The organism is Anaerostipes sp. MSJ-23, from assembly GCF_018918155.1.
In the GTDB taxonomy this organism is placed as follows: domain Bacteria; phylum Bacillota; class Clostridia; order Lachnospirales; family Lachnospiraceae; genus Anaerostipes.
In genome coordinates this window covers 1-14,443 of record NZ_JAHLPY010000002.1, presented here as the reverse complement: position 1 = coordinate 14,443, position 14,443 = coordinate 1, and the positions used below count along the sequence as shown (strand labels likewise).

The 14,443-nt window shown below is 37.9% G+C and carries 10 protein-coding genes; 3 read left to right on the top strand and 7 right to left on the bottom strand.

What is annotated here, in order from left to right; translation table 11 throughout:
- Positions 1-11 precede the first annotated feature (11 nt).
- Positions 12-3,023, bottom strand: coding sequence for a DUF1116 domain-containing protein (gene fdrA / locus KQI71_RS02020; protein ID WP_216433596.1), 3,012 nt, complete (start codon positions 3,021-3,023; stop codon positions 12-14).
- A 128-nt stretch (positions 3,024-3,151) separates the two neighbouring features.
- On the opposite strand from fdrA, the gene KQI71_RS02015 reads away from it, so the two are divergent.
- Positions 3,152-4,000, top strand: a complete 849-nt coding sequence (locus KQI71_RS02015; RefSeq protein WP_216433594.1) for an alpha/beta hydrolase fold domain-containing protein — start codon at positions 3,152-3,154, stop codon at positions 3,998-4,000.
- A 4-nt stretch (positions 4,001-4,004) separates the two neighbouring features.
- Here KQI71_RS02015 and KQI71_RS02010 read toward each other — a convergent pair whose 3' ends face one another.
- From KQI71_RS02010 to allB (KQI71_RS01995), 4 genes are read right to left on the bottom strand one after another with little or no spacing between them, the layout of a single operon-like run.
- On the bottom strand, positions 4,005-5,363 hold the full coding sequence (locus KQI71_RS02010; RefSeq protein ID WP_216433591.1) for an NCS1 family transporter: 1,359 nt from the start codon (positions 5,361-5,363) through the stop codon (positions 4,005-4,007).
- Positions 5,364-5,385: 22 nt separating this feature from the next.
- On the bottom strand, positions 5,386-6,798 hold the full coding sequence (gene allB / locus KQI71_RS02005; RefSeq protein WP_216433589.1) for an allantoinase AllB: 1,413 nt from the start codon (positions 6,796-6,798) through the stop codon (positions 5,386-5,388).
- A 12-nt stretch (positions 6,799-6,810) separates the two neighbouring features.
- Entirely contained in the window at positions 6,811-8,178 is a 1,368-nt protein-coding gene (locus tag KQI71_RS02000) for an NCS1 family transporter (RefSeq protein WP_216433587.1), read from the bottom strand.
- Entirely contained in the window at positions 8,179-9,555 is a 1,377-nt protein-coding gene (allB, locus tag KQI71_RS01995; RefSeq protein WP_216433585.1) for an allantoinase AllB, read from the bottom strand.
- 122 nt (positions 9,556-9,677) lie between these two features.
- On the opposite strand from allB (KQI71_RS01995), the gene KQI71_RS01990 reads away from it, so the two are divergent.
- Complete coding sequence (locus KQI71_RS01990) at positions 9,678-10,511, top strand: DUF2877 domain-containing protein (RefSeq protein WP_216433582.1); 834 nt, start codon at positions 9,678-9,680, stop codon at positions 10,509-10,511.
- 306 nt (positions 10,512-10,817) lie between these two features.
- A complete protein-coding gene (locus KQI71_RS01985; RefSeq protein ID WP_216433580.1) occupies positions 10,818-12,044 on the top strand; it encodes a pyridoxal-phosphate-dependent aminotransferase family protein in 1,227 nt (408 codons plus the stop codon).
- 128 nt (positions 12,045-12,172) lie between these two features.
- Here the strand turns inward: KQI71_RS01985 and KQI71_RS01980 are convergent, their stop codons facing one another.
- Together KQI71_RS01980 and KQI71_RS01975 are read right to left on the bottom strand one after the other, a co-directional pair.
- Positions 12,173-12,742 (bottom strand): UbiX family flavin prenyltransferase, encoded by a 570-nt coding sequence (locus tag KQI71_RS01980; RefSeq protein ID WP_216433578.1) that lies wholly within the window; start codon positions 12,740-12,742, stop codon positions 12,173-12,175.
- Positions 12,739-14,220, bottom strand: a complete 1,482-nt coding sequence (locus KQI71_RS01975; RefSeq protein WP_216433576.1) for a UbiD family decarboxylase — start codon at positions 14,218-14,220, stop codon at positions 12,739-12,741. Before KQI71_RS01975 ends, KQI71_RS01980 begins: the two co-directional genes overlap by 4 nt.
- Positions 14,221-14,443: the final 223 nt, after the last annotated feature.

Genomic DNA, 14,443 nt, shown 5'->3' with positions numbered 1-14,443 from the left:
CTCCCCCTTTTCTAGAGAGTAAACCCTAATTTCTCCGCATATGCACGAACTGCTTTTTCAAAACATTCCAGCGGCGGATGTACTGTTCCTGCTCCAATCTGACCATATCCTGCAATCTTATGAGCAATACCGGTATTAATTACCGGAGTGATTCCTTTTTCTACAACAAGTCTTGCATCAATACCAAGACAAGTTCCCTGGAAATTCCAGTTTGGAATAATAAAGTTTGGATTGCGGTCAATCGTAATTTCTGTCATTTCTGTACTTGTACGAAGCGCATCTTCATATCCACCGGCCCCAACAAAACGTGTTACGGCAGGAGCGGCGATCATTGCCATTCCACCAACACCAAAAGTTTCTGTGATTGCACTATCACCCATATCTGGGCACGCATCATCACCATCATAACCGGTGAAATATAATCCCTGTGGAGTATTGACTGGTCCGGTAAACCATTGATCCCCCATACCACTAATGCGAATTCCGAATTCTACACCATTTCTGCACATCGCAGTCACAATCGTTCCTTCCTGAATCTGACGTGCTCCATCCATAACAGCTTTTCCTGTCGCCATCATAATATTTAAGAAGAACTGATCTGTGTCTGATAAGAACTTGATCACATCATAACGATCTTTATCATCCATATCCATAGCCGTAATAATCGGTGCTACTTCTTTTAAGAATGCAAGAGATGCGGCAATATTTCTCTGATGGAATTCATCTCCCATAGCAATTGCTTTTGCAATTAAAGGATTAACACTTAACCCTTCCTCCATGGAACGAATCGCTTTTCCAAGTGTTGGTCCAAGAACATCTTTCATCCAAGTCAAACGGTCAACAACTTCCTGTGAATATGCCCCAAAACGCAGAACCTTTCCAATACCCTCGTTCATTGTACAATAAGCTTCATTTCCATCGGTTGTATTTTTTACAACAAATACTGGCATATTCGCAGATGTAATACCACCCATTGGTCCTACTGCATTTACATGATGACAAGGAATAAATGTTACTTCTCCGGATTCAAGCAACGCTCTAGCATCTTTTTCATTGTCTGCCCATCCTTCAAATAAAACAGCTCCGACACAAGATCCCTGTACTGGATCTGGCATGTTTTTATATTCAATTGGCGGACCCGCATGTAAGATTACTTTTCCTTCAGAAAATTCTTTGATCACAGATTTTGCAGGTACAACATCTGTAATCACTGGCTGACTCGCAACAACTTTTGCAATCACTGCACGATTTGCTTCATCAATATCAAATCCATCATAATTTCGTAGGAAATTTAATGTTTTGATCAATTCGATATCTCCTCCTGCTGGCGGCATCCAGTCATACTGTACCGTCTTGCATCCAAATTCTTTGGCAACATCTGCAAAACTCTTTAATCCAATATTAATGATGACTGGTTTTTCAGATAAAAGTTTCTGAATTTTCTGAGATGCTTGCGGTTTATGCTCTTCCACAACAGCTTTCGCACAAATCTCTTTTTGAGATTCTTCAAAATCAAGTCCAATGGCACGAATGGCAGATCGAACTGCTGCCTTATTTGTCTCACATACAATGACACCAGCATCTTTTAATTCTGATACTGCTTTATCATATCCCTGTAAATCTCTTCTTGTTCCACATACTGTTGAAACAAAAACAATATTTCTTCCTTCTTTTTCGGCCTTTTCTTTCAATTCAAGAACCGTTGGAATTAAAGCTCCCGCCATATCTTCATGAGATCCATATCCGAGCATGACATCAAATAAAATAACACCAGTTGTTGGATCATCAATCGCCTCTTTCATGCACTCGATACGTTTTTCCGGATCAATCATTGGATGTGGTTTTCCCTGTGTATAAACATCATCTCCTAGATCCACAACAATATGTCCACCGGTCTTTAACATAAATCCTTCGGCTTTTTCGGGTGGAATTTTAAGATCCAATGCATCTTTGATTAACATCGCTGCTTCTCCAGCAAGGGTTCCGCCCGAATAATAAGCTTTGATTGTTTTTTCTTCTTCCGCCTTAAAATAATCTCCTACAGATACAGGAACTTTGGCCTCCTGAATTTTTTCATTCCTAACAAGAGATACTGCAAGTCTTGCTGCCTCATCCAATGTATAGGCATGATAGAAGTTTTCTTCATGATATTCTGGTTTTTCTCCCAGGAATAATGTAATCACTGGCTTTTTAAAGCTACTCAATCTTCCTGAAATACGATCTCTAACTGCTTTTGCAGGTGGTTTTGAGATGATGATCAACACTTTGACTGCATCATCTTCTTCCATTGCTTCAATCATATCAAGCATGGTAATGCCACCAACTTCTTCTGACAGATCTCTTCCACCAGTACCAATCGCATTTGTAACTCCCTCACCAAGACGATCAATAATTGTTGTTAATTCTTGAATACCTGTTCCAGAAGCACCAATAATTCCAATGGAACCTTTTGCAACACTGTTTGTAAAAGCAATCGGAACTCCTTGAATAATTCCTGTTCCACAGTCAGGTCCCATAACAGCTAGTCCTTTTTCATGTGCTTTCTTTTTTAGACGAACTTCATCTTCCAGAGAAACATTATCACTGAATACAAACGCATTTAGACCTTCATCCAGTGCACGCTCGATTTCCAATGCTGCATAAACTCCAGGAATCGAAATAACTGCTAAATTTGCATCTGGAAGGTTTTTCTTAGCATTCTCCCATGATTTTACTCTTTTTATATCATCTCCGGACTGATTTTCTTGTGTTTGCTGTTTCTGGAAGAATTTTTCTGTTTCCTCCATGATTGTATCAAGCAGCTTGTCATCTTCTACATCTGCAACAACAACCATATCATTGGCCGTAGCCTCCATTAGCTCTTCTGTCGCCAGTCCACTTTGCTTATAAATATCTTTATTTGCCGGTGTCGCCATCATAATTGACACCTTATTTACACCTTCAAGAGCTGAAATCTGATTTGTCAGTAACATTAATACGACAGAATCATGATAACTGCCTTTTTTTACAATTGTTTTTAACATTGTTTCTCCTTTCATTAAAATCCGTACAACCAATTTTTATTATGCACAATCCAGCATCATTTGTAAACTCCTTTTGGCATGCTATAATGAATAACAGTAAAAAAAGAAAAAATAAAAAGGAGTTTTTTATGTTAATTAATCGTACTGTTTCCATCTTTGACACCCCTTTTGAAAAAAAGGCAATCGTTTATAAAGATTCTGAAACTGCCTGCAAAGGAAGTATTCTTTACTTTCATGGCGGTGGTTTTTTATATGGTCAAAAAGAAGATCTTCCAGATCTTCATCTTACGACTCTTACAAAAGCAGGGTTTGCTGTCATTTCTTTTGACTATCCGCTAGCTCCTGCCGCAGATATCGACCAGATCCTTTCGGATGTATGTCAGTCCATCTCACATTATATCGATCACAGCGAACTTTATGTAGATAAACCTCTTCCATATTTTCTATGGGGTCGTTCTGCCGGTGCTTATTTGTGCCTTCTTGCCGGAGCAAAAGCAACTTTTAAAGAGGCACCAAAGGGAATCCTATCTTACTATGGATATGGATTCCTCTGTGATCTTTGGTTTGAACAGCCTGCCCCTTATTATTGTACGCTTCCTCGGGTTGATGTCTCTATTTTACAAACATTACCACAGGAACTTCATGCCAACGGTGCCCTAGATACCCACTATAGTGCCTACGTCTATGCAAGACAAAGCGGCCAGTGGATCTCCCAATTCTATCATGGAAAAAGTAAAGATTTTTTATTAAACTATTCTCTTCGTACATCCAGCCAAATGCCTTGTCCACTTTTTTGCGCTCATAGCACCAATGATCCTGATGTACCATACGAAGAATTTACAAAATTGTGCGATCTTTATCAGGCAAAACGATTTGTTGCTTCTGAAAAAGCACATGACTTTGATCGAAATGAAAATAGCTTTTTCACAAAGCTTTTATTAAAAGACACCATCGGATTTTTAACAGAATCCCTTTAAATTTTTATTCCAATATCGTTCCTTTCCGGAATCGTTCACAGGAAGACATTTTTTTCATACAGAAATAATATACAAGTCCCGTCGGTATCGTTGCTGTGAAGAAAGAGATATCTACATTCAGCAATCCAATGACTGCACCTACGGCCGTTGCAATAATCGCTGCCCAGTTGATACCGGCGCGGCTTCCATGATCGTCATAAAGATCATCAAGCTTTTCTCCTGTAATTTTCCCTCTATGAAGAATATAATAATCTGTAATCAAAACTGCAAAAATAGGGCCAAAAAATGCAGTGTAAATTTTAACAAACAAATCAAGGCCTGCTGCAGAGCTATCATTTGTCAGAATCCAAGGACAGGTACATACCGCCAAAATACCAACAAGAATAACTGCCGTCTTATGTTTCATTTTAAAAGCATCCATAAAGGCATAAGCTGGTGGAACAACATTGCTTGCAAGATTTGTTGTCATCTGAGCAAACAGGATAAACGCAAGTGTTGCAACAAGCAAAACTTTATTATTGACCATTTTTGAAAATGCGTTAATTGGATTTGCAATTCCTGTCGCTGTCGATGACATTGCACCGATTAATCCAAGCAAAACGGTTGTTGGAACCATAGAAATAAAATACGCAATTCCACGTTTTCCCATAGAAAATCCTGGTTTTAGTTCTCTGGAATAATCTCCCGCATTTAACATAACTGTTGTACTATTTCCAAAGAACGCAATAATTGCTGCTACAAATGGCATTCCCCATGTTCCTTGTTTATGAACAAGTTTTGTTCCAATGATATCTCCGTACTGTGTCACACATACAAAAAGCATATAAAGCATAGCACACACGATAACAACGCCACCGATATTTTCTACCCACTTAATTCCATGAAAGCCTTTAACTGATAAAACAATCTGAAGAACCTGGAATAATACAAAATATAAAACTGCATTATCATATCCAAACAATGCAATAGAAATCTGATTGATTGCAGATCCACCAAGCCAACTTTGGAAACCATACCATACAATCGCCGGCAATCCACGGATCATAACTGGTACGATATTTCCTTTTGTTCCATATGCACTTTTTAATTGAACAGCATAAGGTGCTCCTGAAATATAGCTAAAACGGTCATTCGCACAAATACCAATAATCAGAATCGTAGAACCAATCAATACTGCCAAGAAAACCTGAAAAAGATTTAAGCCTTTATCAAGCTGGGCGGAACCCATGGTCAACGTTCCAATAGAAATACACCCTCCAAGCCAAAGCATCAGATAAGAACCCCAACCCATAATACGGTCTTTATCCTGAATCGGAGCAAGTGAGCCAGACTCTTTCTTTTCTTCCTTGTTTACATCACTCATATATTTTTATTCCTTTCCTTTTTTAATCATTTCTTACAGGTGTTACATATTGTCCATATCCAATCGCGTCTTCTTTATATTTTCCATTTTCTGCTACGACTTTTCCGCGGATGATTGTACAAACAGGTGCTCCTTTTCCTTCTAATCCATCAAAGCAAGAAATATGTCCTTTTGTAAATAATTTTTCTTGTTCACATTTCCATTCTTTTTGCGGATCTACAATAACAATATCTCCGTCAAATCCAAGTTCAAAAGCACCTTTTTTACCATAAAGCCCAAAGATCTTTGCCGGATTATATCCCATTACTTTTGCAATTAGTGTTGGACTTAAATTCTTTTTATGAACCACCATATCAAACATCATTGGAAGGAAAAATTGAATCGAGTTTAATCCTCCCCATGCAGACCAGATATCTTTTGTCTCATTATCTTTTTCTTCATCTGCAGCTGGTGAATGGTCACTTCCAACACAAGATAACGTTCCGTCTAAAACATAATCCCACAATTTTTCCATGTCTTCTTTTGTTCTCATTGGAGGTGTACACTTCGCTGGTGCGCCTTTTTCAAAGACAAAATCTTCTGTAAATCCAAGATAATGTGGGCATGTCTCTGCTGTAATTGGAAGGCCTTCATGAATTGCATCTTTTACAACCTGTGCTACCATTGGATGGCTAACATGACAAATATGTACTCTTCCTCCTGTTGCTCTTGCCATATCAATGACATTTTTTGTTGCTACATATTCTGTCCACACATCATGTGCATCAAGGAAATCTCTGATTTTTTCTTCTTTTGTTCGTTCTTGTTTTTTCGCTTTTGCTTCTTTTTCGCGTTCCAAAACCTGTCCAAATTCTTCACAATGGAATCCGCATAAAGCATTGTATGGTTTTAAGATTTCCAGAGCTTTCCTTACATTTCCCATATTGACCGTTGGAAATAAATCTCCATTTGGGCATGTAAATCCTTTAAAAGCTGCTACTCCGCATTTATGGAGATCTACAAGATCATTCATATTATTTTTTACAGAACCTGGTTTATCATCATAATCTCCAACGATTCCACCCCACAATGCAAAATCAACGGCAGAATGTTTACTAATTTTTTCCATCTTAAGATCAAAAATCTCTTTATTCATTAAAGATGGATCATTGTTTAACGGCATATCAATCAGACAAGTGCATCCTGCAGAAACTGCCGCTCTTGATCCAGTTTCAAAATCTTCACGATATTCAAATCCAGGTTCATTTAAATGTGCATGACAGTCAATAATTCCAGGATAAACATATCCTCCTTTTGCATCAATCACTTCTTTTGCATCTACTTTTGTTCCTTTTGCCAAAAAAGCGGCATATTTTCCATCTTGAATCGCAATTTCTGCTTCATAAATACGATCTGGTGTAACAAGTTTCCCATTTTTGATCAGTAAATCATACATTATTTTGCCTCCTTATTCTTCTTCAAAAATACTTCCGGTACAATACGGTTGTGCACTCTTCATTTTTTTCATTAAAATATAATAAACAATTCCTGTCGGAATCAGACTTACATACCAAGAAAGATCCACAACGATTAAAGAACAAAGAGATCCTACAATAATTGCAATAATCGCTGCCCAGTTGATTCCCTTATATGGTCCATTTTTATCATACAAAAGATTGACATTTAATTTTTTCTTACGAATAAAGTAATAATCTACGACCATAACAGCAAAAATTGGTCCGAGGAATGCAGAATAAATTTTTGTAAATAATGCAAGTCCTGCAGCTGACTTATCCGTAACAAGAACCCATGGACAACAGCAAACAGATAAAATACCAACGATCACTGTACATACTTTCCATTTCAAATGTGTTGCTTCCATTAAAACATAAGCTGGTGGTACAATATTATTTAATACATTCGTTGTTACCTGTGCAAACGCAATAAATGCCAATGTAATGATCGTTAATGCCTTGCTATGCATAGTTGTAGAGAATACAGCAACTGGATCACTGTTTCCTGTTGCTGCAGTTACAAGAAGACCAATTAATCCCATAAACAAAGTAACTGGTAAAATTGCAACAGCATAAATACTTCCTGTTGTTTTTGGTCCTATATTTTTCTTTAAATTTCTTGCATAATCAGATGCATTAATAATCATTGTAGAATAAATTCCAAGGAAAGAAGTTGTTGCTGCCCAGAAAGGCATTCCCCATGTTCCTTTGATATGAGAAAATGTTCCGCTGATTTCTACTGCAAACTGTGTCTTTACGACATAAAGCATATAAATTAAAATTCCAATAATAAAAATGCATGAAATATTTTCCAACCATTTAATTTCTTTGAATCCATGAATTGCAAGTGCTACCTGTGCAATCGTAAATAATACATAGATAAATGGAAGATTATCAAATCCAAATAAAATTTTCATACAACTGTTGATTGCTCCTGCTCCGATCCAACTTTGGTATCCAAACCATATGATCGCTGGTATACCACGCAAAAATCCAGGCACTTTTACACCAGTCGTTCCAAAACTACTTCTTAGCTGAATACTATAAGGAATCCCATACTTATGGCCACAGTTTCCAATCAATACGAGTGCAACCGCAATGACCAAACACCCAATCGCCATTGCAATGATTGCCTGTGTTACTGTCAGTGCTCCAATCAGACTGGCACCCATAGAAAATGTTCCAATAGAAACACATCCACCGAGGAAACTTGCTCCATAGGAAAGTGGGTCCATAATACGCTCTTTTGTTGGCTGCAAATCTGTATCTACATTCTTTGCAAGGCTCGCATCCAGATTTTTATTGTCTGTTATTTTTTCCATCTACTTTTCACCTTTCTTTACAAAGTTTCCAAATCCTTTCGTTCCGACTAGTTTTCCACCTTCTGCGATAACCTGTCCTCTGATGATTGTATATACTGGAAGTCCTTTTCCTTTCATACCAACAAAGGCTGAAATCTTGTTTACATAGTAAAGAGAATCCTCCGTAATTTCCCATTCTTTATCTGGATCTACAATGACAAGGTCTGCATCAAATCCAGGTTTGATATCTCCTTTTTTACCATAAATTCCAAATGCCTGTGCTGGCTGTTTTGCCATGGCATTTGCAAGAACAGCTGGACAAATACCTCTTTTTACACATCCTTCATGAAATGCTACCTGGAATCCACTTTGAATTCCACTGATTCCACCCCAAACATCAAATACATTTTCAATCTTATTTCCAAGAATTTCATTGTACTTTTCATCATAGCTACAAGGAGAGTGATCACTCGCAATTCCGCTGATCGTTCCATCTTCTACATACTTCCACAAACGATCTACTTCTTCCTGAGAACGTAATGGTGGCGCACATTTAAACAATGGTCCATTTTTCAGCACATCCTGATCTGTCATACTTAAATAATGAGAACATGTCTCTGCAGTAATATCATAACCTTCCTGCTGCGCCTCTTTGATCTTCTGTGCCACATCTGGACTGCTGACATGACAAATATGTGCTTTGCATCCTGTTGCCTTTGCAATTTCAATAATATCAACCGTTGCCAACATTTCTGCAATCACAGGTCTGGAATCTAAAAATCCCTGCCAGTCGAGACGTCCCGCTTTTTTCATGCGTTCTTCCTGCCATTTGATTGTTGAAAAGTCTTCGCAATGAAATCCTGCACGTCCATCAAATTTTGCAATTCTTTCCATTGCCTCATATGCCTGTCCATAACTTAAAGAACTGTAATCTGGTGAAACTGGTCCGATGAACGACTTAAATGCCACACATCCTTTTTCATTTAATTCTTCCAAATCATCAAAATTATCCGGAATCAATCCACCCCAGAAACAATAGTCCACATAAGCATTGGGATCTACTTTGTTAATTTTTGCATCAAAAGCCTTTCCATTGGTCATTGCCGGATCATTCTGAAGAGGCATATCAATAATTGTTGTATAACCTCCAACAGCAGCAGCGGCTGTTCCATGTTCATAATCTTCTCTCCATTCATATCCAGGATCATTTAAATGAGCATGGGTATCAATAGCTCCTGGAAAAATATATTTTCCTTTTGCATCAATTACTTTTTTTGCTTCCACCTTGGTACCAACAGCTAAAATGCCTGCAATTTTTCCATTTTGAATTGCAACTTCTGCTTCATAAACCTGATCTGGTGTAACAACTTTTCCATTTTTGATCAGTAAATCGTACATACATCTTCCTCCTGTTTCTAAATTGACAAGTTTTTCTTTATCTGCTAATTTTCTCTTAAAGAGAGCGTCTCTCTTGCTTTATCATGTTGCTATGAAATAAAACAAAAAGGAGTTTATCTACTATGAAATCCAAAATTATAAAAATGTCCGACTATGCTGCCCGGATTCTCACATCTGATGCAAAACCTTCCTTTCACTCCGGCTATGAAAAAGCGATCAACCTTTCTTTTAACGGTCAGCTTCTAACTCTTCAGCCAAAAACCTCTTCCTTATCTCCCCTGAGTCTGATCACAGATCTTTCTACCAATGAATTATCTTCACTGCTGTCTGAACCATCTCCACAGCTCAGCCTTTCTAAGAATACCATATTTTTAGATGTTCATAAAATTACTTTTGCAAATGCAAAAATTTTTTATGCAGAGCTTTTCCCATTGGATCATGAGCGTTGTCTTTTTTTAAGACAAATCCTTGAAAATACCATCATAACAGCTCCTCCTCAAGGATTTGTATTGATTTTTCAACCAACACCGAACTTGAACCTCATGCTTAAAACTGCTAGGAAACACATTCATGCCACATCTAACTCTTTAAAAACAAGGAATTTTCAAGATGCTGTTTCCCATCTTATTAGCCTGATTGGCCTTGGAATTGGTCTGACTCCAAGCGGAGATGATTTTCTTTGTGGATTTCTTTGTGGTCTTATTTTTATGAATTTATGGGATACACCATTTTCATGTTATTTAAGACAGCAAATCCAATGCAATCTTTCAAGAACAAATGAAATTAGTTCTGCTTTTTTATCCTGTGCACTGCACCGACAGTTTGGAACGGCAGTTCATATGCTTTCAGATCATCCAAAAATGTCACATATTCTTTCTGAATTTCTTGCGATCGGACATTCTTCTGGTCTAGATACCCTTTGCGGAATCTATTTTGCGTTCCAGATATTCCTTTAACATCTAAAATTTTCTACAAAACAAAAAAGAGGCAAATCATTCAGACCCAGGCCTTAAGGCTTCGGTATCTGCGATTTACCTCTTTGTAAAATCAATGTCATATGTACTGCTGATGCTGTTAATATATCATATTCCTCTTATGCGGTCAACCACTTTTTAATAGAAAAATAACGTTTTTTCGTGGTTTTTAAGAAATTTATTAAAATTTTTCTTTACTTTTTTTTAAGAATGTGTTATTTGTAATAATAGTTCATGCAAGTTGTTCATTATTGACAGAAATAGATTAAGAAAGAAGGAGATTGAAAGATGAATTTTCAGGAAATCAATCCATCACCACGTACATTAATGTGCCCAGGTCCTGTAGAAGCTGACCCACGAGTTCTTCGTGCAATGGGTGCTCATATTTTAGGACAGTTTGACCCAGAATTCACAGGACTTATGGCTGAAACTCAGGAAATGGCCCGTCGTGTATTCCAGACAAAGAATCATCAGACATATACTGTAGATACAACATCCCGTGGAGGTTTAGAAACTGTTCTTACTGCAGCAATCTGCCCTGGAGATAAAGTATTAATTCCTGCTTTCGGACGTTTTGGATACTTATTATCTGAAATTCTGGAACGCTGTGGTGCAGAAATTACATTACTGGAAAGAGAATGGGGAACTGTTTTCGAACCAGAAGAAATTGAAGCTGAATTAAAAAAAGGCGGATATAAAGCCGTTGCATGTATTCATGGAGAAACTTCTACTTCCATGATGCAACCATTAGAAGAAATCGGTAAACTTTGTAAAAAATATGATGCATTACTCATCGTTGATACCGTTGCCACTTTAGGTGGAGTTGACATTCGTGTTGATGAATGGGGATTAGATGCATGTATCGCAGGTACACAGAAATGTATCTCCGCACCATCTGGATCTGCATTAATTACATATGACAAAAAAATTGAAGATATTATTGCAAAAAGAAAGAAAGTCGAAAAAGGAATTCGTACCGCAGACGATGTTGACGGTTCTCTTCCAATGATCCCAAGTAACTACTTAGATCTTGCTCAGTTACAGGATTACTGGAGCCCACGTCACTTAAATCATCATACGGAAGCAACAAGTATGCAGTATGCGGTTCATGAAGCACTTCGTTGCATCATGTTAGAAGGTCTGGAAGAACGTTTTAAACGTCATAATTTAAATGATAAAGCATTATGTGCTGGTCTTCAGGCCATGGGAATCACAATCTTTGGTGATCTTAAACACAAAATGCCTGTTGTTACTGCAATCAATATTCCTGAAGGAATCGATGGTCCTACTTTAAGAGGTCAGTTACTTGATTACTTCGGAATTGAAGTTGCTACTTCCTTTGGTCCACTGGATGGAAAAATCATCCGTATCGGAAACATGGGATACTCAAGCCAGAAGAGAAATATTCTCTTCACATTAGGTGCTCTGGAAGCCGTATTACTTCAAAACGGTGTGAAAGTACCAGCTGGCGATGGTGTTGCTGCTGCAATGGAAGTATATAAAAACGCTAAATAGAAAATTTATAATTTTCTATCATATAGATTTTTAAGAATTTTATTTTCTTAAAAACATGTAAATTTCCCCAAATGAAAAAGAAACCTGTGAAATTCCTTATTCGCAGGTTTCTTTTTTCGTATTTATATTTATTCTCCATTCCATCTGCGATATTTTTCTGCTTCAATTCCAAAAGGCTCTACAAGCTTCGCTGCCATATGATAAACCATTTCCTCAATATTTTTTGGTCGATGATAAAATGTCATCATTAATGGCATAATTCGAACCCCTGGCATCAGCGATAGCTCTTGCATATTGCGTAAATGAATCCCACTAAACGGCGTCTCTCTTACACCAAGAACTAACGGACGCTGTTCCTTAATTGTTACATCAGCTGAACGAAGAATCAAATTTTCTCCATAACCACTATGGATTCCAGCAACCGTTTTCATACTGCAAGGAACAATTAGCATTCCTTCAGTTTGATAAGACCCACTGGCAGGTCCCGCTCCAATCTTATTCATGGAAAAAACTTCGTCCGCCATCGCTTCTATTTTTGAAATTTCAAAATCTGTTTCTTTTTCTATCGTAATCTTTGCGCTATCACTTAAGATTAGTCCGCTTTCATACTCCGGATGCTTCCGAATAAGTTTCAAACACTCGACCATAACCGGCATTCCACTGGCTCCGGAAACTCCAACGATAATCTTCTTTTTCATCGTTCTTCTTCATTACCTTTCAGCCATTTTGCTGGATCCAATTCCATAAATTGCGCTCTTTTAAAACGATCTTTCAATTCAAATGGAACTGTACAATCAAAAATTGTCTTACATGCAATTCCATGATCCCGAACACTTGTAGAATATTTTGGATCATTTGACGGATCGAGAGGATGGCAACGAACTCCTGGAATTGTAATAATATCCTGGTCTCCTTGAAATCTTGTATTCATTGCCCACAAAACATCATTCATATCAAAGCAATCGACATCTTCGTCTACAAGAAAAATATGTTTCAACTCACTAAATGCAGAAAAAGCAAGCAGTGCTGCCTGTCTTTGTCTCCCTTCATCACTTGGCACTGTCTTTTTAAACTGTAAAACTGCCATGTACTTTCCGCCACCTGATGAAGCACAATATACATTTTGAAGTTTTCCTGGCATTGCTTTTTCAATCATTCCATAAATGCTTGCCTCTGTTGGAATTCCAGCCATTGATACATGTTCTTCACTCGGTCCAATACAAGTCTGCATAATTGGATTTTTTCTATGAGTCACTGCTTTTACTTTAATTAACCAGCACTGATCACTGGCAGGTCCTGTATATCCTGGAAACTCCGGCATTGCATAACCTGTATGACTATTCTGATCTTCTGTCACACGCACACCTGGAATTACCTCTCCTTCAATTACATATTCTGCATTTGCAATCGCCATTTCATTTACCGTAAGACACTGGCAAAGTTCTACCGGTTCACCTCTCAGTGCACCCGCTACCGAAAGTTCATCATATCCAAGCGGTGTTGTTGGTGGTTCAAAACAAGATCCAATTTCAATCGCCGGATCTACTCCAATACTAATAGAAATCGGCAGTTTTTTTCCAAGTTGTTCTGCCCTCTCCGCCATAGCACCGATATGTCTTGCTCCAGGAGTAAAGAAAATAGATAATTCATCTTTTCCCTGAATACAAAGTCTGTGAATCGTTACATCATGCACTCCGGTATCTGGATGTGTCGCATAACACATTCCAAGAGTAATATAAGGTCCCGCATCCACTGGGGTATTTGTTGGTGCTGGAACAAGTTTATAAAGATCAAAATCTGGATCTTCTGTGCGATGCACAACCTGTTGACAAAGTGCCTCTCCTTTTCCCTCCACTGGCGGAATTGGATGATCCACACTATGATATAACTTTTTCCCAACTTCTTCCGGTTTACAATCCAGCAAAGCCGCAACTCTCTTTCTACTCGCAAGCACACCGATCGCTACTTTCGCACCCGGATGACCTTTCACATGATTGAAAATCATGGCTGGACCTTCTTTTGTTGGTCTTTTTACTGTTCCTCCAGCTCCCACATAACGATAAACGCCAGAAAGTTCTGCCATTGGTTCTACTTCCACATCTGTCTCAATCAACTGCCCTGGCATTTGACTAAGAAGTTTGAGAGCACTCCGTAAATCTCTAACTTTCTCTGCCATCATTTCATCTCCTTTGGTATTTTTTTCTATTTTAACATCTGTTTTCTTCAAAGGCAAAAAAGAAGCAAACTTCCTTACGTCATCTGCTTCTTCCTTTTATAGATCTGACACTCCAACAGCTAAAGCACGTTGGGTTCTTATATACATTCACTTCCAAATATACTCGAAAGCATATGAGACTAATGAACTTCTACAAAACTTTCACTACCAAAGATACCATTGC